Origin of the sequence: Bradyrhizobium sp. NBAIM03, assembly GCF_020194055.1 — a bacterium.
In the GTDB taxonomy this organism is placed as follows: Bacteria; Pseudomonadota; Alphaproteobacteria; order Rhizobiales; family Xanthobacteraceae; genus Bradyrhizobium; species Bradyrhizobium yuanmingense.
In genome coordinates, this window is record NZ_JADYVS010000007.1 from 135,539 (window position 1) to 161,702 (window position 26,164).

The 26,164-nt window shown below is 66.0% G+C and carries 21 protein-coding genes; 8 read left to right on the forward strand and 13 right to left on the reverse strand.

The features are described from left to right. Positions 1–202: 202 nt before the first annotated feature. Positions 203–547: a hypothetical protein gene (locus I6F21_RS12830; RefSeq protein ID WP_225183189.1), complete on the forward strand. Its 345-nt coding sequence runs from the start codon at positions 203–205 to the stop codon at positions 545–547. A gap of 50 nt (positions 548–597) precedes the next feature. Here the strand turns inward: I6F21_RS12830 and I6F21_RS12835 are convergent, their stop codons facing one another. The 4 genes from I6F21_RS12835 to I6F21_RS12850 are packed head-to-tail and all read right to left on the reverse strand — an operon-like array spanning position 598 to position 6,311. Continuing rightward, positions 598–2,811, reverse strand: a complete 2,214-nt coding sequence (locus tag I6F21_RS12835) for an FAD-dependent oxidoreductase (RefSeq protein ID WP_225113001.1) — start codon at positions 2,809–2,811, stop codon at positions 598–600. 19 nt (positions 2,812–2,830) lie between these two features. After that, positions 2,831–4,039, reverse strand: coding sequence for an acetyl-CoA C-acetyltransferase (locus I6F21_RS12840; RefSeq protein ID WP_157285676.1), 1,209 nt, complete (start codon positions 4,037–4,039; stop codon positions 2,831–2,833). 55 nt (positions 4,040–4,094) lie between these two features. Beyond that, positions 4,095–5,885, reverse strand: a complete 1,791-nt coding sequence (locus I6F21_RS12845; RefSeq protein ID WP_225183190.1) for an acyl-CoA dehydrogenase C-terminal domain-containing protein — start codon at positions 5,883–5,885, stop codon at positions 4,095–4,097. Between the two features lie 39 nt (positions 5,886–5,924). After that, positions 5,925–6,311, reverse strand: coding sequence for a nuclear transport factor 2 family protein (locus I6F21_RS12850; protein WP_035996505.1), 387 nt, complete (start codon positions 6,309–6,311; stop codon positions 5,925–5,927). A 196-nt stretch (positions 6,312–6,507) separates the two neighbouring features. Between I6F21_RS12850 and I6F21_RS12855 the strand changes: the two genes are divergently transcribed. From I6F21_RS12855 to I6F21_RS12865, 3 genes are all read left to right on the forward strand, one after another. Beyond that, positions 6,508–7,095 carry a PadR family transcriptional regulator gene (locus tag I6F21_RS12855; protein ID WP_035996500.1) on the forward strand — a complete coding sequence of 196 codons (588 nt, stop codon included), beginning with the start codon at positions 6,508–6,510 and terminating at the stop codon, positions 7,093–7,095. A gap of 369 nt (positions 7,096–7,464) precedes the next feature. After that, entirely contained in the window at positions 7,465–10,908 is a 3,444-nt protein-coding gene (locus I6F21_RS12860; RefSeq protein WP_225183191.1) for a tetratricopeptide repeat protein, read from the forward strand. A gap of 349 nt (positions 10,909–11,257) precedes the next feature. Further along, a complete protein-coding gene (locus I6F21_RS12865; RefSeq protein WP_035996480.1) occupies positions 11,258–12,901 on the forward strand; it encodes a lysine--tRNA ligase in 1,644 nt (547 codons plus the stop codon). Positions 12,902–12,910: 9 nt separating this feature from the next. On the opposite strand, the gene I6F21_RS12870 is transcribed toward I6F21_RS12865, so the two are convergent. After that, positions 12,911–13,567 (reverse strand): helix-turn-helix transcriptional regulator, encoded by a 657-nt coding sequence (locus I6F21_RS12870; RefSeq protein WP_081492859.1) that lies wholly within the window; start codon positions 13,565–13,567, stop codon positions 12,911–12,913. A gap of 292 nt (positions 13,568–13,859) precedes the next feature. Between I6F21_RS12870 and I6F21_RS12875 the strand changes: the two genes are divergently transcribed. Further along, positions 13,860–14,204 carry a DUF952 domain-containing protein gene (locus I6F21_RS12875; protein WP_035996479.1) on the forward strand — a complete coding sequence of 115 codons (345 nt, stop codon included), beginning with the start codon at positions 13,860–13,862 and terminating at the stop codon, positions 14,202–14,204. Continuing rightward, a complete protein-coding gene (locus I6F21_RS12880) occupies positions 14,201–15,298 on the forward strand; it encodes a quinone-dependent dihydroorotate dehydrogenase (RefSeq protein WP_035996478.1) in 1,098 nt (365 codons plus the stop codon). Before I6F21_RS12875 ends, I6F21_RS12880 begins: the two co-directional genes overlap by 4 nt. A gap of 127 nt (positions 15,299–15,425) precedes the next feature. Here the strand turns inward: I6F21_RS12880 and I6F21_RS12885 are convergent, their stop codons facing one another. The 5 genes from I6F21_RS12885 to I6F21_RS12905 all read right to left on the reverse strand — a co-directional run bounded on the left by I6F21_RS12885 (position 15,426) and on the right by I6F21_RS12905 (position 20,704). Next, a complete protein-coding gene (locus I6F21_RS12885; protein WP_225183192.1) occupies positions 15,426–16,751 on the reverse strand; it encodes an MATE family efflux transporter in 1,326 nt (441 codons plus the stop codon). A gap of 3 nt (positions 16,752–16,754) precedes the next feature. Next, complete coding sequence (locus tag I6F21_RS12890; protein WP_035996469.1) at positions 16,755–17,489, reverse strand: MBL fold metallo-hydrolase; 735 nt, start codon at positions 17,487–17,489, stop codon at positions 16,755–16,757. A 78-nt stretch (positions 17,490–17,567) separates the two neighbouring features. After that, positions 17,568–17,873, reverse strand: a complete 306-nt coding sequence (locus I6F21_RS12895; protein ID WP_035996474.1) for a DUF6460 domain-containing protein — start codon at positions 17,871–17,873, stop codon at positions 17,568–17,570. A 135-nt stretch (positions 17,874–18,008) separates the two neighbouring features. Beyond that, the gene (locus tag I6F21_RS12900) at positions 18,009–19,670 is read right to left on the reverse strand and encodes an ATP-dependent DNA ligase (RefSeq protein WP_225183193.1); all 1,662 of its coding nucleotides are present in this window, start codon (positions 19,668–19,670) and stop codon (positions 18,009–18,011) included. Continuing rightward, on the reverse strand, positions 19,667–20,704 hold the full coding sequence (locus I6F21_RS12905) for a ligase-associated DNA damage response exonuclease (protein WP_225157558.1): 1,038 nt from the start codon (positions 20,702–20,704) through the stop codon (positions 19,667–19,669). The genes I6F21_RS12900 and I6F21_RS12905 overlap by 4 nt, the downstream gene beginning before the upstream one ends. Positions 20,705–20,770: 66 nt before the next feature. On the opposite strand from I6F21_RS12905, the gene I6F21_RS12910 reads away from it, so the two are divergent. Together I6F21_RS12910 and I6F21_RS12915 are read left to right on the forward strand one after the other, a co-directional pair. Further along, positions 20,771–21,697 (forward strand): methyltransferase domain-containing protein, encoded by a 927-nt coding sequence (locus I6F21_RS12910; RefSeq protein WP_225183194.1) that lies wholly within the window; start codon positions 20,771–20,773, stop codon positions 21,695–21,697. A 115-nt stretch (positions 21,698–21,812) separates the two neighbouring features. Further along, a complete protein-coding gene (locus I6F21_RS12915; RefSeq protein ID WP_109142196.1) occupies positions 21,813–23,042 on the forward strand; it encodes an ABC transporter substrate-binding protein in 1,230 nt (409 codons plus the stop codon). A 182-nt stretch (positions 23,043–23,224) separates the two neighbouring features. On the opposite strand, the gene I6F21_RS12920 is transcribed toward I6F21_RS12915, so the two are convergent. From I6F21_RS12920 to I6F21_RS12930, 3 genes are all read right to left on the reverse strand, one after another. Further along, positions 23,225–24,067, reverse strand: coding sequence for an amidohydrolase family protein (locus I6F21_RS12920; protein ID WP_225183195.1), 843 nt, complete (start codon positions 24,065–24,067; stop codon positions 23,225–23,227). A 3-nt stretch (positions 24,068–24,070) separates the two neighbouring features. After that, entirely contained in the window at positions 24,071–25,048 is a 978-nt protein-coding gene (locus I6F21_RS12925) for an aldo/keto reductase (protein WP_036020513.1), read from the reverse strand. A 104-nt stretch (positions 25,049–25,152) separates the two neighbouring features. Next, the gene (locus tag I6F21_RS12930) at positions 25,153–26,085 is read right to left on the reverse strand and encodes a sugar-binding protein (protein ID WP_225147439.1); all 933 of its coding nucleotides are present in this window, start codon (positions 26,083–26,085) and stop codon (positions 25,153–25,155) included. Between the last annotated feature and the right edge of the window lie 79 nt (positions 26,086–26,164).

The window sequence follows — 26,164 nt, forward strand, 5'->3', positions numbered from 1 at the left end:
GCGGATCATCAGCAAGAGCGGTGCCAGGGCGAAGCGAGCGTGGCCGGGGTGGAGGATTGGGTGCTGGGGTGAGACGAAAGCGCATCAATCGATGTGACAAGGCTCAAGGCAGAGCGCCCAAGCGATGATCCAGCCCTTCCTTTTGTGAACCATCTGATCCGCGGCGACGTCGAAGGAGCATCTCCAGGAGACAATTGCCTCCATGAACATGATCGTCCTCATGACCGCCGCCGGCGCGCCGCTCGCGATGCTCGGACTCTCGACGCCGGTCGCGTCGCAGCGCAATTGCATCTTCATGATCCATCCGCAGATCACCTCGGCCGTGTTCGAGAGCAGAGAAGGAAAGATCGTCTTTCCGAACCGGCCGACCGAATATCCCTGCCGCTACGCCAGGACGAAGAGCGGCGCGGACGTCGCCTTCACCAACCAGAATGGCTGGCGTTTCGAGGTGCGCATCGGCCGCGGCGACGAAGGCAGCTGGAAGGCCCGTCTCGACGACGATGTCGTCGGAGGGCGCGCCTTCTCGCCGTTCGGCGACGGAAAATGAAAAAGGCCGGATCGACGATCCGGCCTTTTGTTTCTGCGTAACCTCTTCCGTCAGGCCGCCGCCTTCTTCGGCGCGAAGCGGCCGTAGAAGGTCTCGCCCTTCGCGGCCATCTCTTCCAAGAGCTTCGGCGGGGTGAAGCGCGAGCCGTATTTCGCCTCCAGCTTGTGGCAGAGCTCGACGAACTTCTTCGTGCCCATGAAGTCGATGTAGGACAGCGTGCCCCCGGTGAACGGCGCGAAGCCGAAGCCGAGGATCGAGCCGACATCGGCCTCGCGCGGATCGGTGATGACGTGGTCCTCAACGGTGCGCGCAGCTTCCACCGCCTGCACCACCAGGAAGCGCTGCTTCAGCTCCTCGATATCGAGCGTATCGGGATCGAGCTGCTTCGGCTGCAAGGCCGAGAGGCCCGGCCACAGGCTCTTCTGGCCCTTGCCCTTCTCGGGGTAATCGTAGAAGCCCTTGCTGTTCTTGCGGCCGAGCCGGCCCTGCTTCTCGACCATCTCCACCATCAGCTTCTTCTGCTCGGGATTGATCGCGTTGGGGCCGAGATCGGCTTCGGTCGCCTTCATGATCTTGAGACCGAGATCGAGCGCGACCTCGTCCGAGAGCGAGAGCGGGCCGACCGGCATGCCGGCCATCTTGGCGCAGTTCTCGATCATCGCGGGCGGCACGCCCTCCAGGAACATCTCGTTGCCTTCGGCGACGTAGCGGCCGACGCAGCGATTGGCGAAGAAGCCTCTGGAGTCGTTGACCACGATCGGCGTCTTGCCGATCTGGCGGACGTAGTCGAGCGCGGTCGCGAGCGCGACGTCGCCGGTGTTCTTGCCGAGGATGATCTCGACCAGCATCATCTTCTCGACCGGCGAGAAGAAGTGAATGCCGATGAACTTCCCCTGATCCTTAAAACTCTCGGCCAGCGAGGTGATCGGCAGCGTCGAAGTGTTGGAGGCGAAGATCACATCAGGCTTCAGATATTGCTGCGCCTTGGCAAAAGTCTCCGCCTTGACCTTGCGGTCCTCGAACACGGCCTCGATGACGAGGTCGACGTCCTTCAGCGCGGCGTAGTCCGCGGTCGGCGTGATGCGCGCGAGCAGCGCTTCGGCGTCCGCGGGCTTGGCGCGGCCCTTCTTGATCTGCTCCTCGATCACCTTCTGGGCATGCGCCTTGCCCTTGTCGGCGCTCTCCTGGTCGCGATCGATCAGGACGACGTCGAGGCCGGCGCGGGCCGAGACATAGCCGACGCTCGCGCCCATGAAGCCGGCGCCGATCACGGCGATCTTCTTCACCTTGGTCGCGGGCACATCCTTGGGACGGCGCGCGCCCTTGTTGAGCTCCTGCATCGACAGGAACAGGCTGCGGATCATCGCAGCCGCTTCCTTGGAGCGCAGCACCGAGGTGAAATAGCGCGACTCCACCCGCAGCGCGGCGTCGATCGGCAGCTGCAGGCCCTCATAGACGCAGCTCATGATCGCCCGCGCGGCCGGGTAATTGTCGTAGGTCTCGCGGCGATAGATCGCGTTGCCGGCCGGGAACATCATCATGCCGGCCTTGGAGAACACCGGGCCGCCGGGCAGCTTGAAGCCCTTCTCGTCCCACGGCGCGACGGCCTTGCCGCCGCCCTTGATCCAGTCCTTGGCGGCTTTGATGAGGTCGGCTGCGGGCACGATGGCGTGAATCAAATTCAGCGCCTTGGCCTTGTCGACCGTGACGGGGTCGCCCTTGAGCAGGATGGTCATGGCGTCCTGCGGCGGCACCAGGCGCGGCACGCGCTGCGTGCCGCCGGCGCCGGGGAATAGGCCGACCTTGACCTCGGGCAGGCCGAGGCGCGTCTTGGGATTCTCCGCCGCGACGCGATAATGGCAGCACAGCGTGATCTCGAAGCCGCCGCCGAGCGCGAGCCCGTTGATCGCCGCCGCCCACGGCTTGCCTGAGGTTTCGATTCCGCGCAGCACCTGCGAGAAGCGCCGGCTCTGGTCGAACAGCATCTGGTTCGCCGCGATCTCGCCCTGCTCCTTGAAAACCTTCGCATAGGCCTGGTTCATGCCTTCGAGCATGGACAGATCGGCGCCGGCGCAGAACGCTTCCTTGGCGGAGGTGATGACGATGCCCTTCACCGCGGCATCCGCCGTGGTCGCCTTGACGATCGCCTCGAGCTCGTTGGTCGAGGTCTCGTCGAGCACGTTCATGGAGCGGCCCGGGATGTCCCAGGTGACGAGCGCGATGCCGTCCGAATCGGTCTCAACCTTGAAGTTCTTGTACGACATGTTGGTTGCTCCTCAACCCTTAGACGCGCTCGATGATGGTCGCGGTGCCCATGCCGCCACCGATGCACAGCGTGACGAGGGCGGTGGACTTGTTGGTGCGCTCGAGCTCGTCGAGCACGGTGCCGAGGATCATCGCTCCGGTCGCCCCGAGCGGGTGGCCGAGCGCGATCGCGCCGCCATTGACGTTGATCTTGGCATTGTCGATGTCGAAGGCCTGGATGTAGCGCAGCACGACCGAGGCGAAAGCCTCGTTCAGCTCGAACAGGTCGATGTCCGACTTCTTCATGCCGGAGCGCGCGAACAGCTTCTCGGTGACGTCGACCGGACCGGTCAGCATCATCGCCGGCTCCGAGCCGATGTTGGCGAATGCGCGGATCTTGGCGCGCGGCTTCAGGCCGTACTTGCTGCCAGCTTCCTTGCTGCCGAGCAGCACGGCGCCGGCGCCGTCGACGATGCCCGAGGAATTGCCGGCATGGTGCACGTAATTGACGCGCTCGATCTCCGGGTGCGACTGGATCGCGACACCGTCGAAGCCGCCCATCTGCGCCATCATCGTGAACGACGGCTGCAGCTGCGCCAGCGACTGCATCGTCGTCGAGGGGCGCATGTGCTCGTCCTTGGCGAGAATGGTGAGGCCGTTGATGTCCTTCACCGGCACCACGGATTTGTTGAAGCGGCCTTCGTCCCAGGCCTTGCCGGCGCGCTGCTGGCTCTGCACGGCGTAGGCGTCGACGTCGTCGCGCGAGAAGCCGTATTTGGTGGCGATCAGATCGGCCGACACGCCCTGCGGCATGAAGTAGGCCGGCACCGCCATCGAGGGATCCATCGGCCAGGCCCCGCCGGAGGCGCCGATGCCGACGCGGCTCATCGACTCGGCGCCGCCGCCGATCACGAGCTCATGCTGGCCGCTCATGATCTGCGCCGCTGCGAAGTTCACGGCATCGAGGCCGGAGGCGCAGAAGCGGCTGATCTGCACGCCGGGCACGGCCTCGCCGAGGCCGGCCTTCAGCGCCGCGAAGCGCGCGATGTCGGAGCCGGCTTCGCCAACCGGATCGACCACGCCGAGCACGACGTCATCGACCGAATCCTCAGGCAAATTGTTGCGGTCCTTCAGCGCCTTCAGCGGCACGGTCGCAAGCGCGAGCGCGGTGACTTCGTGCAGCGCGCCGTCCGGCTTGCCGCGGCCGCGCGGGGTGCGAACGTGGTCGTAGATGAATGCCTCAGGCATGACGCCCTCCTGATGTGATGTTCGGTACGATTGGGAGCAGGCAGCGGAAGCAGGCTCAGAACGCTTCCGCCGGCAGTTCCATGATGGTGGCGCAGCCGGCCTGGATGCGCGCGAGATTGGCGGCGGTCTCCGGCAGCATCCGCTCCATGAAGAAGCGGCCGGTGACGAGTTTTGTGGAGAGATAGGGCGTCGCCCCGCTCTCGGCAATCTTGGCATTCGTCACCTTGGCCATCCGCGCCCACATGTAGCCGAGCGCGACGAAGCCGAAGAGATGCAGGTAATCGGTTGCGGCGGCACCGGCATTGTCGGGCTTTGCCATCGCGTTCTGCATCAGCCAAGTCGTCGCCTGCTGCAGATGGCCGAGCGAGGTCGAGAGCGGCGTGATGAAGGGCTTCAGCGCCTCGTCGCCGCCGTTCTCCTTGGCGAACGCCATGACCTCGCCGAAGAAGGCCATGATGGCGCGGCCGCCGTCGCGCGGCAGCTTGCGGCCGACGAGGTCGAGCGCCTGGATGCCGTTGGCGCCTTCATAGATCATGGCGATGCGCGCATCGCGCACGAACTGCTCCATGCCCTGCTCGGCGATGTAGCCGTGGCCGCCATACATCTGCTGCGCCTGCACCGCGTTGGCGAAACCATAGTCAGTGAGGAAGCCCTTCAACACCGGCGTCATCAGACCCATGTGGTCGTCGGCGGCCTGGCGGTCCTTGGGGTCTTCGGAGCGGTGGGCGACGTCGCTCTTCAGCGCGGTCCACATCACGAAGGCTCGCGCGGCCTCGTTGAACGCGCGGATCGAGAGCAGCGTGCGGCGCACGTCGGGATGCACGATGATCGGGTCGGCCGGCTTGTCCGGCGCCTTGACGCCTGACAGCGCGCGGCCCTGGATGCGCTCGCGGGCATAGGCGACCGCGTTCTGATAGGCGACCTCGGACTGCGCGAGGCCCTGCACGGCGACGCCGAGCCGGGCCTCGTTCATCATCACGAACATGCCCTGCATGCCCTTGTTCTCTTCGCCGATCAGCCAGCCGGTGGCGTTGTCGTAGTTCATCACGCAGGTCGAATTGCCGTGGATGCCCATCTTGTGCTCGATCGAGCCGCAGACGACGCCGTTGCGCGCGCCCACCGAACCGTCGGCGTTGACGAGGAACTTCGGCACCACGAACAGCGACACGCCCTTGATGCCGGCTGGCGCGCCCTCGATGCGGGCGAGCACGAGGTGGATGATGTTGTCGGCGAGATCATGCTCACCGGCCGAGATGAAGATCTTGGTGCCCGTGATCTTGAAGCTGCCATCCGCCTGCCGCACTGCCTTGGTGCGGAGCATGCCGAGATCGGTGCCGCAATGCGGCTCGGTGAGGTTCATGGTGCCGGTCCATTCGCCGGCCACCATCTTCGGCACGTAGGTCTTCTTCTGCTCGGGCGTGCCGTGCACCAAGAGCGCCGCGGTCGCGCCCATGGTGAGGCCGCCATACATCGAGAACGCCATGTTGGCGGAGATCTGGAATTCATTGACCGCCTGGCTCAGCGTCACCGGCAGGCCCTGGCCGCCATATTCGGTCGGCGCCGACAGGCCGAGCCAGCCGCCCTCGGCGACCTGCTTGAACGCCTCCTTGAACCCCTTCGGCGTGGCGACGCTGCCATCATCCGCGCGCTTGCAGCCTTCGAGATCGCCGACGCGGTTGAGCGGCTGCAGCACCTCTTCGGCGAGCTTGGCGGCTTCGCCGAGGATGGCCTCGCGCACGTCGCTGGACGCATCGGAGAAGCCGGCGAGATTGTCGTAGCGATCGATCTGGAAGACGTCGTTGAGCAGGAAGTTCACGTCTTCGACGGGGGCTTTATAGATCGGCATGGTGGTCTCCCGGCATGGGGCTTGAGGAGGATGTTGGGCTTATGATTGGGCGGCGGCAAGCTGCTCCGCCATCAGGCGGTGCAGCATGTTGATCGCCTTGAGCGGACGCACCATCACCTTGAAGTGGGTGATGCGCCCCTCGCTATCGAAGCTGATGATGTCGACGCCATTGATCTCGATGCCGTCGATGACATTCTTGAATTCGAGCACCGCGCCATTGTCGCTGCGCCACTCGCCGACATAGGTGAAGCCGGGGCCGCCGAGCACTTTCTCGGCGCTGGAGAGGTATTTGAAGGTGATGTCGCGGCCGCGCTGCGGCGTATGCACGACCGGGCTTTCGAACACGGCGTCGGGATGCAGGAGGTCCCAGAGCGCGGCGCGGTCGTGAGACTTCATGTAGGCGTACCAGGAATCGAGGCCGGTCATTGTCGGGTGCCTCCCTCAAGGCCAGGGCAAAAGTGCGAAAACAACCCCATGCACAGTAGCGAGGAGATTGATTTCACTTGATTATTCAGTCGGGCCTCTGGCCCGCCTGCACGCTGCCTCATATGCACATTGACGCATATGCGCCGATGCGCATAAAGTCAAGCAGCTTGGTCAAACCTAAAGAAGGGGGCCAGTCATGGCACTGGGCGACGCAATCCTCGCATGCCTGACGGAACGCCCGATGACGGGCTACGAACTCGCCAAGACGTTCGATTCCTCGATCGGCTTCTTCTGGAAGGCCGACCATCAGCAGATCTACCGCGAGCTCTCCAAGCTGCGCGACCGCGGCTACATCCAGGGCCGCGAGGTGGTGCAGTCGGGCAAGCCCAATAAACTGATCTATACGCTGACTCCCGAGGGCCGAACAGCACTGCGGCACTGGGCCGCGCGGCCAAGCACGCCGCCCTCGATCAAGGACGACCTCCTGGTGCGGCTGCATGCGCTCGACAGCATCGACATCGAGCCCATGCGCACCGACCTGATGGCCCGCCTGGAGCACCACCGCGACCGCCACGCCAATTACGAGCGCATCCTGAAGAAGCGCTTTCCCGACGGCACGGCGGAGGGACGGCTCGATCTCGGCAATCTGCTGCTGCTCCAGCTCGGCGCCCGCCACGAGCAGATGGTGGCCGACTTCTGCGAGGAGGCGCTGGAAGCGCTGTCGGCGATGAGCGGCAAGGCGACGGTGGTACCGCTGGAGGATGGCAAGCGCGAGAAGGGCTGAGGGCGCCGACGTTACGCGAGCCCTTTCCGCCTCCTCGCTGTCATCGCCCGCGAAGGCGGGCGATCCAGTATTCCAGAGACGGCGCGGCTAGAGCCGAGGAGCCGCTGCGTACTGGATGCCCCGCCTTCGCGGGGCATGACACCGGTTTGTTTCGGGACCGGATGAGCGACACAACACCGCCCCCCAGTTCCCGCCGCCCAACTTTAAGACAGCGGCTCCGCATTCCTTAACTCGTTATTTACCGTAACAGGAAAAAGTCGGTTTTCGAGGCAGACGACCCGCGCCAAATTCGATTGTCTTTGCAACCGGCACGCGTGGGGAAGCTGGAGGCGCCGGGGTGGGGTGCCGAAGTCGGAACCGGACAGAGTCATGAATTCGCGCGTATCGTGGAGTGTCGACGGCATCGATCCATCCGTCCGGGAGCGGGCCGAGGCTGCTGCGCGCCGTGCCGGCATGTCGCTCAACGATTGGCTGAACTCCACGCTCGGCGATACTGCCCCGCCCAACTTCCGCGGATCCTACGATCAGCGTCCGCAGCACGTGCCGAGCCAAGGACCGAGTCAGGAGAGCCGCGAAGTCGCCGACATCCACCAGCGGCTCGACGCGATCACCCAGCAGATCGAGCGGATCTCGAAACCCGCGCCGCGCCAAGACTCCTCAAGACAAGACGTCTCAAGACAAGACTCCTCACGACCAGACGTCTCGCGTGAGCAGGGCGTCGCGCGCCAGCTCAACGATGCGATCTCGCGGCTCGACGCGCGCCTGTCGCAGATCTCCCGTCCACAGCGGCAAGCGCCGCAGCCGCAGGCCCCTCGCCCCACCCCGGCCGAGACGCGCCAGCGCCAGGCCGATGCCGTCGAGCGCGCCGCCGCGCAGGTCTATCGCGGCTCACCACCCCTGAGCCCGGCTTCGTTCGACGTCGCGGTCGCCGAGATCACCGCGCGCCAGAGCGAGCTCGACGGCTTTGCGCCGCGGCAGATGCCGCCGCGTGCCGCGCCGCCGCTTGCGCCAACGGCTCCTTGCGCGCCGCCGATGGCGCCGCCCGCCCCTAACTATGCGCCGCCGCCACCGCAGCCGGGGCCGGATTTCTCCGCGCTCGAGCGCCATCTGCTCAAGATCACGAGCCAGATCGAATCGCTGCAGCGGCCTGACAATACCGAGCAGGCCATCAACGCCTTCCGCAGCGAGCTGGCCGAAATCCGCGCCGCCATCACCGAGGCGATGCCGCGGCGCGCGATCGAATCGATCGAGAACGAGATCCGCTCGCTGCATCGCCGGATCGACGAGACCCGCTCCAACGGCACCGACGGGCAGGTTCTTGCCGGCATCGAGCGCGCACTGTCCGACATCAAGCAGGTGCTGCGCACACTGACGCCGGCCGAGCAGCTCACCGGCTACGACGAGGCGATCCGCAATCTCGGCGCCAAGCTCGACCTGATCCTGCGCGCCAATGACGATCCCTCAACCGTGCAGCAGCTCGAAGGCGCGATCGCGGCGCTGCGCGCCATCGTCTCCAACGTCGCCTCCAACGAGGCGCTGGCACGGCTATCCGAAGACGTACAGCTGCTGTCGTCCAAGGTCGACCAGATCACCCGCGCCTCCGGCCATGGCGACAGCTTCGCGGCGCTGGAGCAGCGCATCGCGGCGCTCACGGCGGCGCTGGAAACCCGCGAGCGGCCGCAGCCGTCCGAGAGCACCGAGCATCTCGAAGCTGCGATCCGCGCGCTGTCGGACCGTTTCGACCGCATGCAGGTCGGCAACGATTCCGCCTCGACCTTCGCCCATCTCGAGCAGCGTGTTTCCTATCTCCTGGAGCGGATCGAGGCCGCCGCCGATCCGCGCAACGGCAATTTGAGCCGCGTCGAGGACGGGCTGCACGACATCCTCAGGCACCTGGAACGGCAGCAGGCGACCTATGCGGCCCTCGCCGAGAGCCGCAGCTCCGCGCCGCCGCCCGATTCCGGCATGGTCGACCTCGTCAAGCGCGAGCTCTCCGACATCCGCTTCAGTCAGGCCGAGACCAACCGGCACACCCAGGACTCGCTCGAGGCCGTCCACAGCGCGCTCGGTCACGTCGTCGATCGCCTCTCGATGATCGAGGGCGATCTGCGCGCGGTGCGCACCGCGCCGCCTCCCCCCGCCCCACAGACGATGTCGATGCCGATGGCGGCGGCGATGGAGCCGGCGCCGATGGCGCGCGAGCCGCGGCCGCAACCGCCAGCACAGCCGCCGAAATACGATCCGAAGCCCGAGCTGCCCAATCCAGCTGCCGCGCAGGCGCCGCCGGCTGCCTTCGTCGCCGCACCGCGCGAGTTCCACGCCGCCACCCCCGCCGCGCCGCCGCCCGTGCCGGCGGCGCCGCCGGTCCCGCCGCGCGCGGTCAGCGAGATCCTGGAGCCGCACACGGCGCGCGCTGCACTCGCGCCGGAACTGCCGCCGGATCACCCGCTCGAGCCGGGCACACGGCCGGGCGGGCGCGTCGCCACGCCGTCGGAGCGCATCGCCGCCTCCGAGGACGCGATCAGCGGAATTGCCGCCGCGCCGAAGGAGCCGGTGTCGTCGTCGAGCTTCATCGCCGCCGCCCGCCGCGCGGCGCAAGCCGCCGCCGCACAGCCGCCCGAGAAGCCGGCCCGCGGCGCCAAGGCCGCGATCGCCCGCGCCAAGGAGAAGGGCCAGGAAGGCGGCTCGACCATCACCTCGAAGATCCGCTCGCTGCTGGTCGGCGCGAGCGTGGTCGTGATCGTGCTCGGCACCTTCAAGATGGCGATGAACCTGCTCGAAGGCGGCAGCTCGTCACCGACGCCGCAGGCGATGCAAAACATCCCGAGCGAGCCGGCGCCGCAGCCGGCGCCGCCGCCGGTCGAGACCAAGCCAGCCGCGCCCGAGCAGATCACCCCGTCGATGACGTCGCCGACACCGATCGGACGGCAATCGCAGAACAATGCCGCGCCGGCGCCTCTTCCCGGTTCCGGCAGCTCGGCCTCGGTTGAAATCCCGCAAGCGCCTGCCGCGGCGATGCCGCCGGCCTCAAGCGACGTCACCGGCGCGCTGTCGGGCACGAGTCGCGCCAAGCTCGGCGTCGTCCAGGTGCCGCCGAGCGAGAAGCTGCCTGACGGCATCGGCGGCCCAGCCTTGCGCAGCGCCGCGATGAAGGGCGATGCGACCGCGGCCTACGAGATCGGCGTGCGCTTTGCCGAAGGCAAGGGCGTCGCCACGAATTACGACGAAGCGGCGAAGTGGTACGACCGCGCGGCGCAGGCCGGGGTCGTCCCTGCAATCTTCCGCCTCGGCACGCTCTACGAAAAGGGCCTAGGGGTGAAGAAGGACGCGGACATCGCGCGCCGCTACTACACCCAGGCCGCCGAGCGCGGCAACGCCAAGGCGATGCACAATCTCGCCGTGCTCGATGCCGACGGCGGCGGTCGCGGCGCCAATTACAAGAGCGCGGCGCAGTGGTTCCGGAAAGCGGCCGATCGCGGCGTCGCCGACAGCCAGTTCAACCTCGGCATCCTCTATGCCCGCGGCATCGGCGTCGAGCAGAACCTCGCCGAATCCTACAAATGGTTCAGCTTAGCTGCCGCCCAGGGCGATGCGGATGCCGCCGGCAAGCGCGACGATGTCGCCAAGCGCCTCGACCCGCAATCGCTGGCGGCCGCCAAGCTCGCGATCCAGACCTTCAGCGCCGAGCCGCAGCCCGACGATGCCGTCAACGTTGCGACCCCGAACGGCGGCTGGGACAGCGCACCGCAGGCCAGCGCGAAGCCGGCCCCCAAGCAAGTGGCGACGAAACGCTCGGCCTCAGCGGCGCATTGAGCCGCATCGCATTCGATCCAACGCTGAGACACCCCGACCCTCTCCGCAAGCGCATGGCTACCGCATATGACCTGTGGCGGCGGCTGCGCGCACGCCTCGTCCTTCGAGACGGCGCTAACGCGCCTCCTCAGGATGAGGCTAATCAGCATCAGTGCTCGTTGAAACCGCTGCCGCGCACTCCGCCCTCATCCTGAGGAGCCCGCCCAAAGCGGGCGTCTCGAAGGATGGCCGCAGGAAAAAGCTCCCAAATACGATAGCCCTGCGCAACCGGGAGACGGCTGGGGGTATTAGCTCGCAGCTTTTGCATTCTGCCGGGAAATCGCTATTTTCCGCGGCCCGGAGGCCCCTGATGTCCGTTATTGATCTAGCCGCAAACCCGAGCGAGTTGCGTGCGCTCGCCGAACAATCCAACGCCTGGCCGTTCGAGCAGGCGAAGGCCATTGTCGCGCGGCTGAAGAAAAGCCCGAAGGACGAGGTGCTGTTCGAGACCGGCTATGGTCCGTCCGGCCTGCCGCATATCGGCACGTTCGGCGAGGTGGCGCGCACCTCGATGGTGCGCCACGCCTTCCGCGTGCTCACCCAGGACAAGGTCAAGACGCGCCTTTTGGCGTTCTCCGACGATATGGACGGCTTCCGCAAGGTGCCCGACAACGTTCCGAACAAGGAGATGCTGGCCGCTCATATCGGCAAGCCGCTGACGCGGGTGCCGGATCCGTTCTCCAACGAGTACCCGTCGTTCGGCGCGCACAATAACGCGCGCTTGCGCGCGTTTCTGGATCATTTCGGCTTCGACTACGAGTTCGCGAGCTCGACGGACTATTATACGTCGGGCCGCTTCGATGCGACGCTGCTGAAGATGCTCGCCGCCTACGACAAGATCATGGCGATCATCCTGCCGACGCTGGGCCCGGATCGCCGCGCGACCTATTCGCCGTTCCTGCCCATCAGCAAGACCACGGGCGTCGTGCTGCAGGTGCCGATGATCCGCCGCGACGTCGCGGCGGGCACGGTGACCTACGTCGATCCCGATACCAACCAGGAAGTTGAAACGCCCGTCACCGGCGGCAACGTCAAGTGCCAGTGGAAGGCCGACTGGGCGATGCGCTGGGTCGCGCTCGGCGTCGACTACGAGATGGCGGGCAAGGACCTGATCGATTCCGTGAAGCTGTCCGGCGCGATCGCCAGAGCGCTCGGCGCCACGCCGCCCGAAGGCTTCAACTACGAGCTCTTCCTCGACGAGAAGGGCCAGAAGATCTCGAAGTCGAAGGGCAACGGCCTGACCATCGACGAATGGCTGCGCTACGCCTCACCGGAATCGCTCTCGTTGTTCATGTACCGCGAGCCGAAGGCGGCCAAGCGGCTGTATTTCGACGTCATCCCGCGTAACGTCGACGACTACCAGCAATTCCTCGACGGCTTTCCGAAGCAGGACGGCAAGCAGCAGCTCGGCAATCCGGTCTGGCACATCCACAACGGCAAGCCGCCGACGGGCGACATGCCCGTCACCTTCCAGCTGCTCCTGACGCTGGTGTCGTCGTCGAACGCGGAGAACGCCGAGACGCTGTGGGGCTTCATCGGCCGCTATCGGCCCGGCGTGAGTCCGCAGACGCATCCGAAGCTGGATGCGATGGTCGGCTATGCCATCAACTATTATCGCGACTTCGTCGCGCCGACGAAGCAGTTCCGCGTACCCACGGACAGCGAGCGCGCCGCGCTGCAGGATTTGCGCGATGCGCTGTCGCAGCTGGCGCAGGACGCATCCGCCGAGGACATCCAGAACGTCGTCTACGAGATCGGCCGCCGCGAGCCGTTCCTCGACCAGGTCAAGAAGGGCAAGGACGGCCGCCCCGGCGTGACGCTGGACTGGTTCAACATGCTCTACCAGGTCCTGCTCGGCCAGGAGAAGGGCCCGCGCTTCGGCTCCTTCGTCGCGGTCTACGGCGTGCAGAACGCGGTCAACATGATCGACGGCGCCCTGGCGAGGAGTGCGTGAGCGGCGCCATCACTGGCTCGCCCAGAGGATCCGCGCAACCCAGGCGACATCGCTCGCCGCGACCGTTCGCGCCTCCTGTGACGCATCGAGGGGCGCCAAGTCCAGGGTCTTTGCCGTGCGGCGCTTCAGGGTCGCAATCGTGATCTCGTCCGTCTTGATCTTGACCACCACGCGATCACCCTTGCGGATCGGCGCCGCAGGCGAGACCAGGATGATGTCACCGTCGCGATAGGCAGGCAGTAGCGCAGCGCCGGAAATCTCCAGCGCAAAGACTTGACCGTCCTCTCCGATCGGAAGCGCGATCTCGGTCCAGCCCCTGCCGGTTGGAAGACCGGCTTCATCGAAGGCGCCGCTCATTCCGGCCTGTGCAAAGCCGAGCAGCGGCACCGAGCCGCGGCCGCTTCCACCGTCGTCATCAATCAGCTTCGCAAAGCTGTCGATCGAGGCGTCGGCCGCGGCCAGCGCCTTTGCGATCGATTCGGTCGAGGGCCAGCGCTCGCGGCCGTCGGCGGTGACGCGCTTGGACCTGTTGAACGTCGTGGGGTCGAGCCCGGCACGCTTGGCAAGGCCGGACGGCGACAATCCGGCGCGCGCCGCCAGCCGGTCCAGCGCGGCCCAGATCTGGTCGTGAGTCAGCATCCTCTGCGCTTTGGCCTGTCTGACCATGGAAGGTCCAGCCCGTCGCAACTCAGGAAAACTGTCCTCAAATCAACAGGTTTTCCGTTTTTCACGCAAGAGGCGCGGAGGGCGGTGCTTTCAAACGAAACGGGTACCCGTTCGCGTCAGGAAAGCGCGCAAAACGGAAATCCGGAGCCCCGTGCCGATTTCATCGGCGCGGAAAAGGCTCTAAGCCTTGAGTTCGGAAGGGGCGGCCTTTACGGTCGCGCCCGGGTTTCGAGGACCCGCGAAAAGCGAAAAAACTCAAGAGACTCAAAGAACAAACAAGGCTGCGGTAGCGGTGGTCAAGATCTACAAAATCTGTCCGGCCTCGGCCTGGCGCGAGGCGGAACGGCAGGGTGTCTACCGGGGCAGCGCAGATGACGCGCGCGACGGCTTCATCCATTTCTCGACCGCGGCCCAGGTTCCCGAGACCCTGCGCAAGCACTATTTCGGGCAGCGCGCGCTGTTCCTGGTCGAGGTCGACGGCGACGCGCTCGGCAGCGAGTTGCGCTGGGAACGCTCGCGCAATGACGAGCTCTTCCCGCATCTCTATGGCGAGCTCGATCTCGGCGCGGTCCTTGCGGTGATGAACCTCAACATGCGCTCCGACGGCAGTCACGATGTTCCGGAGCTGTTGCCGTGATCCGCGCGTTCGACGCCTTTTCGCTGCCGGTGCTGCGCTGGCTCGATCCCGAGGACGCGCATCGCCTCGCGATCCAAGGCCTGCGCTTCCTGCCGCCGGTCAAGCCGCGCGCCGATGATCCCAAGCTCGCGGTGCGCGCCTTCGGGCTGAACTTTCCCAATCCGATCGGCATGGCTGCGGGCTTCGACAAGAGCGCCGAGGTGCCGGACGCGCTGCTGCGGCTCGGCTTCGGTTTCGTAGAGATCGGCTCGGTGACGCCGAAGCCGCAAGCCGGCAATCCGCGGCCGCGGCTCTTCCGTCTCGAGCGCGACGAGGCGATCATCAACCGCATGGGCTTCAACAATGACGGCGCGGAGGCGGCTCTGCGCCGGCTTGCCGCGCGCGCGCAGCACGGCGGCATCGTCGGCGTCAATGTCGGCGCCAACAAGGATTCGCCGGACCGCGTCGGCGACTACGTCAAGCTGATCGAGACCTTCGCGCCGGTGGCGAGCTATTTCACCGTCAACGTCTCCTCGCCGAACACGCCGGGCCTGCGCAACCTTCAGGAAGGCGCGCTGCTCGACGATCTGCTCGCGCGCGTGATCGAGGCCCGCGAGCGTGTCAGGCAGAAGGCCGGCGACACGCCGGTGCTGCTCAAGATCGCGCCGGATTTGAGCCTCGCTCAGCTCGACGACGTCGTGCAGGTCGCGCGCTCGCGCCGGGTCGACGGCATGATCGTGTCGAACACCACGGTCGCGCGGCCGAGCACGTTGCGTGAAGAGACGCGGGCGAAGGAACAAGGCGGCCTGTCCGGCCGGCCGCTGTTCCGTCTGTCGACGCGCATGGTCGCGGAAACCTATGTGCGCGTCGAGGGCGCATTCCCGCTGATCGGCGTCGGCGGCGTGGATTCGGGCGGCGCCGCGCTGACCAAGATCCGCGCCGGCGCCAGCTTGATCCAACTCTATTCGTCGCTGGTCTACAAGGGCCTCGGCCTGGTCGACGAGATCAAGCGCGACCTGACGTCGACATTGCTGCGGACAGGGCGGGATTCGCTGTCGGAGATCGTCGGCGCCGACGCGGCGACGCTGACGGCGGAAGACTGGCCGGGGATGTGAGGCGTCCTTCGCCTCTCCCCGCCTGCGCAGACTTCGTAGCCCGGATGGAGCGCAGCGCAATCCGGGAAGCTATCGGCATGGACAAAGCCCCCGGATTACGCTGCGCCCCATCCGGGCTACGGTTCTTCTACGGCTTCACGAACGTCGCGCGATACAGCGCCGGATACCTCGCGCCCTGCAAGCCGCCGCGCGCGACGTAGAACGCGATCAGCGCACTCCACAGGCCGGCATTGCCGAACGATTGCAGCGCCAGCCAGGCGGCGAAGAAGATCGCGAGCGAGAGCAGCATCAGATTGCGCATCTCCCGCGCCCAGGTCGCGCCGACATAGATGCCGTCGAAACCGAAGGCGAACACGCCGGGGAGCGGCGCCAGCACGATGAAGGGCAGGAACTCGCGCGCCGCGCGGCGGACGTCCTCGCTCGCCGTCATGACGTTGATGATGTCAGGGCCGAAGGCTGCGAACAGCACGGCGACGACAATTGCGAAGCCGAGCCCCCAGAGCAGCACCAGCCTGGTCGAATCCGCAAATCCCTTGGCGTCGCGGCCGCCAAAGGCGCGGCCGCAGAGCTGCTGGGCCGCATTGGCAAGGCCGTCGAGGAAGAAGGCGCTGACCAGGAGGAAATTGTTGAGCACGGAGTTCGCGGCCAGCGTGACGTCGCCGGCCCGCGCGCCCTTGGCGGTGAAGAACAGGAACACGGCGATCAGCGCCGCGGTGCGGATCAGGATGTCGGTATTCACCGCCAGGAGCCGCATCAGCTTGTCGCGATCGAACAGCGTTGCGCGAGGTATGGCAAAACCGCCGAGCGCATGGCGCCTGCACACGATCACGCCGAGCATGAAGGCGATCGTCTCGGACAGAAGCGCGGCGATCGCCGCGCCGGCAATGCCGGTGTCGTAGACCAGCACCAGCAGGATGGTCGCCACCATATTGATGAGGTTGATGACGACCTGGAGCGCAAGGGCCGGATTGGCGCGGGCCTGCCCCACCAGCCAGCCGAGGATGACGTAATTGGCGAAGGCGAAGGGCGAGGACCAGATCCTGATCATGAAATAGGTCTTTGCGGCCTGCGTCACGCCCTCGCTGCCGCCCATCAGGTCGAACAGTGCGCCTGCCAGCGGCAGCTGCAGCACGATCAGCGCCGCACCGATCAGGCCGGCGACGATGAAACCGCGCACCAGGATCACGGTCTGCTCGCGCGTCTCGCCCGCGCCGAGCGCCTGCGCGGTGAAGGCGAGCGTGCTCATGCGCAGGAAGCCGAACAACCAGAACAGGCAGTCGAAGATGACGGAGGCCATCGCGACGCCGCCGAGCAGCGCGGCATCGTCGAGCCGCCCGATCGCGGTGGTCGAGACCACGCCGATCAGCGGCGTCGTGAGGTTCGCGACCATCGCGGGACCTGCAATGGCGAAGACCTGCCGGCTACCGACGCGGTGATGGACGGGTGCGTGCATCTTTCAGAACACGAGCACCATGCCGTCTTCGGCGGCGAGGTGCTCGACCTCGCCCAGGCGCGACAGCATGTCGTCGCTCATATGGGTGAGGACGAGCCGCTTGGCGCCGATGTCGGGCAGATGCTGTTCCAAGGTCTTCAGGCTGAGGTGATTCTTGACCACCTTCTCGTACATATAGGCTTCGGCGATGAAAAGGTCCGCGCCATGCGCCAGCGGAATGAGCGTCTCCGTCCATTCGGTATCGGCGGTGTAGGCGAGCGTGCGGCCCTCGGCCGCGATGCGATAGGCGAGGAACGGTCCGCCTGATTCGCCGTGCACGACCGGATAGGGCGTCACATTCACCGCGCCGAAGCGCTGGCTTTGCCCGGGCGCGAGCTCGACCACGTTCAGCTCGAAGCGCGGCTTGGTGTTCGAGGAATGCTCGAACAGCGCCTCCATCACCTCGCGCAGCCGCCTCTCGATGCCTTGCGGGCCCGCGATCGTCAGCGGCCGCGTTCGCCGCGAGAATTGCGCGTCGAGCAGAAAGAACGGCAGACCGGCAAAATGGTCGCCGTGGAAATGCGTGATCAGGATCAGGTCGATGTCGCCCCGATCGATCTCGAGCCGCTTCAGCGCCGGCAGCGCCGACGCACCGCAGTCGATCAGGAAGTTCGCTTTGCGCCCCGAGACGTGGAAGCAGGTGTTGAGCCTGCCGCCGGAGCCGAAGGCATCACCGCAGCCGACGAACCGCAATTGCATCGGCTGCGCACTCCCTCAGAGCATGATCCGGAAAAGTGTGAAGCGGTTTTCCGACAAGATCATGCTCAAAAATATGACTTACCTGCCGCGCGGCGCGCCGAACACGCGCGACAGCAGCCAGATCGGAATCACGATGACCGCACCGAGCAGGAAGTAGCGCCACAGCCAGTTCACCGCATCGAAGCCGAGGTCCCACAGCCGCTGGAACAACAGGCGAATGCTGTGGATGATGTTCCAGGGATCGAAGCCGATCGTCGCCAGCACGACGCCGACCAGGATCGAGAGCAGCACCAGGCGGAACGCGACCGCCAGCGGCGAGCCGCCGAGAAAGCGGTGCAGGCCGTCGCTGCGGCCGGCCGGCAAATCTCTGACGTCTTGGACCATCGCAAACTCCTGAAGCGGATTCGAACCCATTATAGGCACGGCGGGGGACATGGGGAACCCGCAAGGGGCCGTCAATCGGGTTACGGGAGTTTAATTCGGGCGGAAGAGGGAGCGCACCGTCCTCGTGGCAACAGTTCACACCTCGATCTCCGCCGCCTCGGCCTTCAGCATCTTCTCCAGCGTCTCCAGCCGGTCGGCCTCTCGCGGCGGCTTGTCCCAGCGCAGGCGGCTGATGCGGGGGAAACGCATGGCGACGCCGGATTTGTGCCGGGGCGAGCGCTGCAATCCTTCGAAAGCGACCTCCAGCACCAGCCCCTTGTCCGCTTCGTGCACGACGTGGCGGACGGGGCCGAATTTCTCCGTGGTGTTGCGGCGGACGAAGCGGTCGATCTGCAAGAGCTCCTCGTCGGTGAAGCCGAAATAGGCTTTCCCGACCGGCACCAGCTCCTCGCCATTCTCGGTCTCGGTCCAGACGCCGAAGGTGTAGTCGGAATAATAGGACGAGCGCTTGCCGTGGCCGCGCTGCGCATACATCAGGACGGCGTCGATGATGTGCGGGTCGCGCTTCCACTTCCACCATTGCCCCTTCGGCCGCCCCGGCAAGTAGGGCGCATCGCGCCGCTTCAGCATGACGCCTTCGACGGCGTCCGCATCCTCGCCGGCGCCGGCGCTCGCGGGATCGGCCCGCGCGGCGGTCAGTGCTTCCCAGCTATCGAAGGGCACGGTGGGCGAGAGATCGATGCGGGGATCGTCGAGCTTTGCGATGAATCGCTCCAGCCGCTCGCGCCGCTCGGCAAAAGGCAGCTCGCGCAGATCGTTCTCGTCGTCGCCGAGCAGATCGTAGGCGCGCAGGTGAATCGGAAACTCCTTGATCAGCTTCGGCGAGACGACCTTGCGGTTGAGGCGCTGCTGCAACACGTTGAAGCTCTGGACGCGGCCTTCGCGCAGGATCAGGAGCTCGCCGTCGATCGCGCCCGGCAGGCGCAGCGACGGCACGAGATCCGGAAAGCTTCCCGTGATGTCCTCGCCGGTGCGCGAATAGAGCCGCGCGGTGATATGGCCGCGCTCGTCGCGCCCGGCCACCGCCTGCACGCGGATGCCGTCCCATTTCCATTCGGCGATGTAGTCGGCGGGATCGAGCGCGGCGAAATCGTTGTCCTCGATCGCATGCGCCAGCATCACCGGCCGGAACGGCGCGGGATCGCGATTGACGGGCTTCTCGCCGCGGCCTTCCAGCCAGGCGAACAGGTCGAGATAGGGCGGGACGAGCCCCGGCCAGATCAGCTCGATCTCGTGTGGGTCCTTGTCGCCGAGCGCTGCGGCCGCAGTCTTGGCAAGGCGCGCGGAGATGCCGATCCGCAAGCTCCCGGTGACGAGCTTCAGCAGCGCCCAGCGCCCGGTCTCATCTAACTCGTCGAGCCAGCGCTCGAGCTGCTTGGGCAGCTCGGTCTTGCCCAGCGTGCGCAGCGTGGTAACGACCTCGGTGAGGCTCGGTGGCGGCGGGTTGTTGTGGGCGGCGAGCGCGGCCTTCGGCCACATCAGCGCCACCGTCTCGGAGAGATCGCCGACATAGTCGTAGCTCAGCCCGAACAGCACCTCGTCCGTGCGTGCTGCGATGAGGTCGCGGATCAGCGCGGGCTTGGCGTGCTTGAAGCTGAGTGCGCCGGTCAGCGCAGCCAGCGCATAGCCGCGGTCGGGGTCGCCAACCTCGCGAAAATAGCCGGTGATCAGCCGCAGCTTGTTGTTGCGGCCGGGCTCATAGGCGAGGCGGTCGAGCAGCTCGGCGAAGCGGTTCATGCTTCGGCCTCGGCTTGAATCGGCGTCTCGCTCTCCTCCTCGTCGCCATAGCCGACGAGGTCGAGCGGCCGTGCCTTCAGGCCTTTGCTCCGGCACCAATGCACCAGCGCATCTTCCTGGCCGTGGGTGACCCAGATCTCGCCGGCGCCGGTCGCCGCGATGGTTGCGGTGAGGCCATCCCAATCGGCGTGATCGGAGATCACCAGCGGCAGCTCGACGCCGCGCTGCCGCGCCCGGGCGCGCACGCGCATCCAGCCCGAGGCGAAGGCGGTGACCGGATCGGGAAAGCGCCGCGTCCAGAGATCGGAGGTGGCCGAGGGCGGCGCCAGCGTGATGGTGCCGGCGAGCGCCGCCTTCTTCATGCCCTTCACTGGTTTGAGCTCGCCGAGGTCGATCCCGCGGCTCTGATAGTAATGCGTAATCGTCTCCATCGCGCCATGCAGGTAGATCGGCGCGTCATAGCCGGCCAGACGCAGCAGCTTGATCACGCGCTGCGCCTTGCCGAGCGAGTAGGCGCCGACGAGATGCGCGCGCTCCGGAAACAGCGCGACCGAAGCCAGCAGCTTCTTGACCTCGTCGCTCGCATCGCCATGCCTGAAGACCGGCAGGCCGAACGTCGCCTCGGTGATGAAGACATCGCAAGGCACCAGCTCGAATGGCGCGCAGGTCGGGTCCGGCGCGTCCTTGTAGTCACCGGAGGCGACGATGCAGGTGTCCTTGCACGAGACGGCGACCTGCGCCGATCCCAGCACGTGGCCGGCCGGGTGAAACTTGACCTTGACGTCGCCGAGCCGGATCTCCTCGCCATAGCGGATGGCTTGGGTCGAGCCGGCGAAGTTCTCGCCATAGCGCAGCCGCATCATGTCCAGCGTTTCCTGCGTCGCCAGCACAGCGCCATGGCCCGCACGGGCATGGTCGGAATGGCCGTGGGTGATCACGGCCCGCTCCACGGGGCGGACGGGGTCGATATGGAAGCCGCCGGGCTTGCAGCACAGGCCGGCAGCATTTGGCAGCAGGATGTCTTGCGGACGCATGCCTGTTATATAAGTCGAGCCATCACATCTTCGAGTCACTTACCCATTTCGTTTCCTGGTTCCTCAATGCCGCTCCGCCTGTTCCTGACCTCCGGCGATCTCATGGCCGACCGCCGCTTCGAGTTCGCGCGCGATCTCCAGCTCAAGGGCGACCTTCCCGCCGCGGCCGACCTCCTGGAGCAGGCGATCGAGCTCGCGCCCAACTTCACCTCGGCCTGGTTCACGCTCGGCGAGATTCGTCAGCAGCTCGGCGAGCGCGACAAGGCCATCGCGGCCTTTCGTGAAGCGCGGCGATGCGACCCCGGGGATCAGCACGGCGCCGGCCTGCACCTGATGCGGCTCGGCGATACCGAGATGGCGGAGATGCCCAAGGCCTACGTGCAGGCCTTGTTCGATCAATACGCGCCGCGGTTCGAGCACGCGCTGATCAACGATCTCGGCTATCGCGCCCCCGCGCTGATCTTCAAGGCGGTGCTGGCGGCGCGCGTCGCCGCCAAGAAGCCCGCCTACTTCAAGCGCACCATCGATCTCGGCTGCGGCACCGGGCTCGCGGCAGCTGCCTTCGCCAAGCAGGTCGATCATTTCACCGGCATCGATTTGTCACCCGGCATGATCAAGGAGGCGCGGGCGACGAACCTCTATGCCGAGCTCGAAGTCGCCGACATGATCGACGGCCTGCGCGGCAAGCCAGATGCCAGCGCGAACCTCGTCGTGGCCGCGGATGCGTTCGTCTATCTCTCCGATCTCGCACCGGTGCTGAGCGAAGTAAGGCGTGTGCTCGTCTCAGGCGGCGTGCTCGCCTTCACGCTGGAGACGCATGCGGGCGACGGCATCGTGCTCGGCGACGGCCTGCGTTATGCCCATTCCGCGGAATATGTGCGCGGCGCCATCGCGAAGGCGGGGATGAAGCTGCTGACGCTGGAGCCGGCCTCGCCGCGCAACGAGAACAATGAGCCGGTGCGTGGCCTCATCGTGGTCGCCGAGAAAACTTGAGTCTAGGCGCTAACGCCTCATGATTTGAGCGTCATTGCGTCGCAAAGCTGCGACTTCCCACTTGCGAGCCGAGCTGCGATGTCAGCACAATGCGCGCATCAGGGAGAAAACAACAATGACCAAGAATCCATCGCGGCGCGATTTCAGCGCCGGCGCGCTCGCCACCATCGCCGCATCGACATTGCCCGCGCCCTACGTCTGGGCCGCGGAGAAGAAATACGATGCGGGCGCCAGCGACACCGAGATCAAGATCGGTCAGACCGTGCCGCATTCCGGCCCCGGCTCGCTCTACGGCGTGCTCGGCCGCGTCGGCGAAGCCTATTTCCAGATGCTGAACGAGAAGGGCGGCATCAACGGGCGCAAGGTCAAGTTCCTCACCATGGACGACGCCTACAGCGCGCCGAAATGCGTCGAGGCGACGCGGCGCCTGGTCGAGCAGGAAGAAGTGCTCGCGCTGTACGGCTCGCTCGGCACCGCACCGCAGACCGCCGTGCACAAATACCTGAACTCCAAGGGCGTGCCGCAGCTCCTGCTCAACACCGGCGCGTCGAAGTGGAATAATCCGAAAGAGTTCAAGTGGACGATGGCGGGCCTGCCGCTCTATCCGACCGAGGCGCGCATCCTCGCGCGCCACGTCGTCAGCGTGAAGCCGAACGCGAAGATCGGCATCCTCTACCAGAACGACGATTTCGGCCGCGACTTCCTCGGTCCGTTCAAGAAAGTACTGGCGGACGCCGGCGGCACCGCGCAAGTGATCATGGAGCAGACCTACGATCTCACCGAGCCGACCGTCGATTCCCAGCTCATCAATCTCTCGAAGTCCGGAGCCGACGTCTTCTACAACATCTCGACCGGCAAGGCCTCGTCGCAGTCGATCCGGAAAGTGGCCGAGCTCGGCTGGAAGCCGCTGCACCTCCTGTCCGCCGGCTCCACCGGCCGCTCGATCCTCAATGCCGCGGGGCTCGAGAACGCCACCGGCATCGTCGCGATCCGCTACAACAAGGAGGTCGGCCTGCCCAAATGGGAGAAGGACCCGGACGTGATGGCGTTCGAGGAGCTGCGCAAGAAGTACACGCCGGCGATCGATCCCGACAACACCATCGCCTTCGCCGGCTACGGGCAGGCCGCCACGATGGCCGAGATCCTGCGCCGCTGCGGCAACGAGCTCACCCGCGCCAACGTGCTGAAGCAGGCATCGAACCTGCAAGGTTTCCACTCGCCGTATTTCCTCGATGGCGTCACCTACAGCTACACGCCCGAGGACTACACACCGATGAAGACGCTGTTCATCTCCACCTTCACCGGGAAAGACTGGGACATCTCCGACAAGCCGATGTCGGAGTAGCGAGGCGGGCCCCGTCGCCTTTTCCTTCTCCCCTTGTGGGAGAAGGTGGCGCGAAGCGCCGGATGAGGGGTATCTATCCACACGCGAGCTCGCGGAGAGAGACCCCTCACCCGTCTCGCCGCTTCGCGGCGAGCCACCCTCTCCCACAAGGGGAGAGGGTAAGAGCGCACATCCACTGCAGATTAACCCAAGCGATACACAGCCTTGGCATTCACGCCGAAAGCCTTGCCCCGCACGCGCGGGCCGAGCCTCGCCAGGCAGGTCTCCAGCGCGGTCTTGATCTCGCCGTAGCTTCCCGCGAGCAGGCATACGGGCCAATCCGATCCGAAGATCAGCCGGTCTTCGCCGAAACATTTCGCGGCGTGCTCCACGAACGGAAACAGCCGTTCTGCATTCCAGTCGTCCCAGACCGCCTCGGTCGCCAATCCCGAGATCTTGCACCAGACATTGCCGCAGGCAGCCAGCGCTGCGATGCGCTCGGTCCATTCCGCGCTCCCGCCGGCGGCAATCGGCGGCTTGGCGGCGTGATCCAGCACGAAACGCGCGTGCGGAAAGGCCTGCGCGGTTGCGACCGCCGCGGGCAGCTCGCGGCTGCGGACAAGGAAATCGTAAGCGAGATCGTGGGCGAACACGGCCGTGAGTCCGCGCTGGACGTCCTCGCGCAGCAGCCAATCCGCATCGAGCTCGTCGTGGACCTGGTGGCGGATGCCGACCAGCTTGTCGCCACCAGGCAGAGCGCGCAGCCGGTCGAGCGTCTCGCCGAGCGCCGCATCGGTGAGATCGGCCCAGCCGACCACGCCGATCACCGAGGGCGTCGCATCCGCGATACGCAGGAACTCCTCGGTCTCCTCCAGCGCTGAGCGGCATTGCACCAGGATGCTGGCCTCGATGCCGTTCGCCTGTAGCAGCGGCGCGAGATCGGCCGGGCCGAAGGCACGGCGGATCGGCGCCAGCTCGTCCGCTTCCATCCAGGGATAATCGGCGCGCGCCGGGTCCCAGAAATGCTGGTGGGCATCGACGATCATGCCTTAATCTCCGCCGGGAAGCGGCGCGCGCGCATCGACCAGCTTTCGCGTCCGCAGCTCCTGCCAGAATGCCGGCGGCACCGCCTTCTCGGACATCGCGATGTTGTCGGCGACCTCGGCGGCATTGCGCGCGCCCATCACGGCGACCGTCACCGCCGGATGGGCCATGCAGAATTGCAGCGCGGCGGCTTTCAGCTCGGTGCCGTGCCTGCGGCAGAGTTCGTCGAGCTCCAGCGCGCGTGCCACGAGCGCAGCATCAGCATCCTGATAGTTGAATTTCGCGCTCGCCCGCGGATTGGCCAGGATGCCGCTGTTGTAGATGCCACCGAGCAAGATGCCGATATTGCTGGCCTGGCACAGCGGAAATAGCGCATCCAGTGCGCCCTGGTCGAGCAGCGTGTAACGGCCGGCGAGCAGGAAGCAGTCGACCGGCACGGCCTCGGCGAAGCGAGCCAGCATCCCCGACTGGTTCATTCCGGCGCCGATCGCCTTGACCGTGCCGTCCTCGCGCAGGCGCTGGAGCGCGCGGAAGGCGCCGGTGACGGCATCGTCATAGTGATCGTCGGGATCATGCACGAGCAGGACGTCGACGCGGTCGAGGCCGAGGCGCTGCAGGCTCTCCTCCACCGACCGCATCACGCCGTCATAGCTGAAATCGAACACCGGCCGCTCGCGCGGCGTGCCCTTGTAGTGCTCGTCCTCCGGCGCAGCATTGTCCGGTGCGCGCAGCAGGCGGCCGACCTTGGTCGAGATGGCGTAGGAGTCGCGCCTCTGTTGCCGCAGGAAGGCGCCCAGCCGCCGCTCCGCGAGGCCGAAGCCGTAAAGCGGGGCGGTGTCGAAGAATCGGACACCGAGCGACCAGGCGCGTTCAATCGTCGCTTGCGCATCGGCATCGCTGACGGGCGAGAACAATCCGCCGAGCGGGGCTGAACCGAGGCCGATCGAGGTGACATCGAGAGCGCCGAGCCGCGACCTTTTCATTCCCATCGCCTTCCAGCAGTCGTCGTCCATTCCAAATCATCTCTCCCGCTTGCGGAAACCGCAAGCGGGAGAGGCATGCAGAAGCGCGGGGCTGGGCAGCGCTCCTACTTCAACATCTTCGCGACGTTGTCCTTGGTGACGAGATCGAGGCCGGTGTAGACGATCTCCGGCACCTTCTCGCCCTTCTTGATGGCGAGCAGCGTGTCCATCGCCTTCTCGCCCATCTCGAACGGACGCTGGCCGACCAGCGCATTGGCATAGCCGTCACGCAGCAGCTCGAGCTGCATCTTCAGCGTATCGGCGACGACCAGCGTGAACTTGCCGGAATCGATGTCCTTCTTGTTCCTGCTGGCGAAGGCCTTGAAACCTTCGGGCGCGAACATCGGCCAGCCGCCGATCGGAACGATGGCGGCGAGATCCGGCGTTGCGGTGCGCATGTCCGTCATCTGCTGGACCGCGAGCGCGGGATCGTCGTTGCAGAAGCTCGGCGAACCCGCGACCTCGGTCCATTTCGAGCCCTTCAGCGCCTCGCGCACGCCGTCGACACGCTCGGCCAGGTTCTTTGCGCCGGGACCGCCGGAGACCATCGCGTATTTGCCGCCGTCAGGCCGCAATTTCAGCAATTCCTTGCCGAGGGCCAGGCCGAACTCCTTGTTGTTGGTGCCGATATAGGCGATGCGCTTGGAGCCCGGCGCGTCGGCATCGAAAGTGATGACCGGAATGCCGGCGGCGGTCGCCGCCTCGATCGACTTGGTCATGGCCGCGACGTCCGCGACCGAGATGGCGAGACCGTCGACCTTCTGCGTGATGAAGTCCTGGATGATCTGGGCCTGGTTCGCCGGCTCATGCTCGACCGGTCCCTTGTAGATGCACTCGATGTTGCCGAGCTCCTTGGCGCGCTTCAGGCAGCCGTCGCGTGAAAAATCGAAGAACGGATTGTTCATCGCCTTCGGCACGATGACGAAGCGGTAGTTCGCAGCAAATGTCGGCGTGGCCATCATCGCAACCGCGATGCCGGCAAGAAGCAGTTTCCTCATTGTCTCCTCCACTCTTGTTGGTGCCTATCCCCTCGAAAGCCCCCGGGAAGCGGATAGGCGACGTTTTCCTTGCCTTCCC

Excerpts from the sequence above, each read along its gene's own strand:
- I6F21_RS12900 (WP_225183193.1), bottom strand. The coding sequence starts at position 19,670 with ATGAACCGCTTCGCCGAGCTGCTCGACCGCCTCGCCTATGAGCCCGGC.
- I6F21_RS12865 (WP_035996480.1), top strand. The coding sequence starts at position 11,258 with ATGTCCGTTATTGATCTAGCCGCAAACCCGAGCGAGTTGCGTGCGCTC.
- I6F21_RS12840 (WP_157285676.1), bottom strand. The coding sequence starts at position 4,039 with ATGCCTGAGGCATTCATCTACGACCACGTTCGCACCCCGCGCGGCCGC.
- I6F21_RS12910 (WP_225183194.1), top strand. The coding sequence starts at position 20,771 with ATGCCGCTCCGCCTGTTCCTGACCTCCGGCGATCTCATGGCCGACCGC.
- I6F21_RS12895 (WP_035996474.1), bottom strand. The coding sequence starts at position 17,873 with ATGGTCCAAGACGTCAGAGATTTGCCGGCCGGCCGCAGCGACGGCCTG.
- I6F21_RS12850 (WP_035996505.1), bottom strand. The coding sequence starts at position 6,311 with ATGACCGGCCTCGATTCCTGGTACGCCTACATGAAGTCTCACGACCGC.
- I6F21_RS12930 (WP_225147439.1), bottom strand. The coding sequence starts at position 26,085 with ATGAGGAAACTGCTTCTTGCCGGCATCGCGGTTGCGATGATGGCCACG.
- I6F21_RS12835 (WP_225113001.1), bottom strand. The coding sequence starts at position 2,811 with ATGTCGTACAAGAACTTCAAGGTTGAGACCGATTCGGACGGCATCGCG.
- I6F21_RS12885 (WP_225183192.1), bottom strand. The coding sequence starts at position 16,751 with ATGCACGCACCCGTCCATCACCGCGTCGGTAGCCGGCAGGTCTTCGCC.
- I6F21_RS12925 (WP_036020513.1), bottom strand. The coding sequence starts at position 25,048 with ATGAAAAGGTCGCGGCTCGGCGCTCTCGATGTCACCTCGATCGGCCTC.
- I6F21_RS12915 (WP_109142196.1), top strand. The coding sequence starts at position 21,813 with ATGACCAAGAATCCATCGCGGCGCGATTTCAGCGCCGGCGCGCTCGCC.
- I6F21_RS12830 (WP_225183189.1), top strand. The coding sequence starts at position 203 with ATGAACATGATCGTCCTCATGACCGCCGCCGGCGCGCCGCTCGCGATG.
- I6F21_RS12845 (WP_225183190.1), bottom strand. The coding sequence starts at position 5,885 with ATGCCGATCTATAAAGCCCCCGTCGAAGACGTGAACTTCCTGCTCAAC.
- I6F21_RS12855 (WP_035996500.1), top strand. The coding sequence starts at position 6,508 with ATGGCACTGGGCGACGCAATCCTCGCATGCCTGACGGAACGCCCGATG.
- I6F21_RS12905 (WP_225157558.1), bottom strand. The coding sequence starts at position 20,704 with ATGCGTCCGCAAGACATCCTGCTGCCAAATGCTGCCGGCCTGTGCTGC.
- I6F21_RS12890 (WP_035996469.1), bottom strand. The coding sequence starts at position 17,489 with ATGCAATTGCGGTTCGTCGGCTGCGGTGATGCCTTCGGCTCCGGCGGC.
- I6F21_RS12870 (WP_081492859.1), bottom strand. The coding sequence starts at position 13,567 with ATGGTCAGACAGGCCAAAGCGCAGAGGATGCTGACTCACGACCAGATC.
- I6F21_RS12920 (WP_225183195.1), bottom strand. The coding sequence starts at position 24,067 with ATGATCGTCGATGCCCACCAGCATTTCTGGGACCCGGCGCGCGCCGAT.
- I6F21_RS12860 (WP_225183191.1), top strand. The coding sequence starts at position 7,465 with ATGAATTCGCGCGTATCGTGGAGTGTCGACGGCATCGATCCATCCGTC.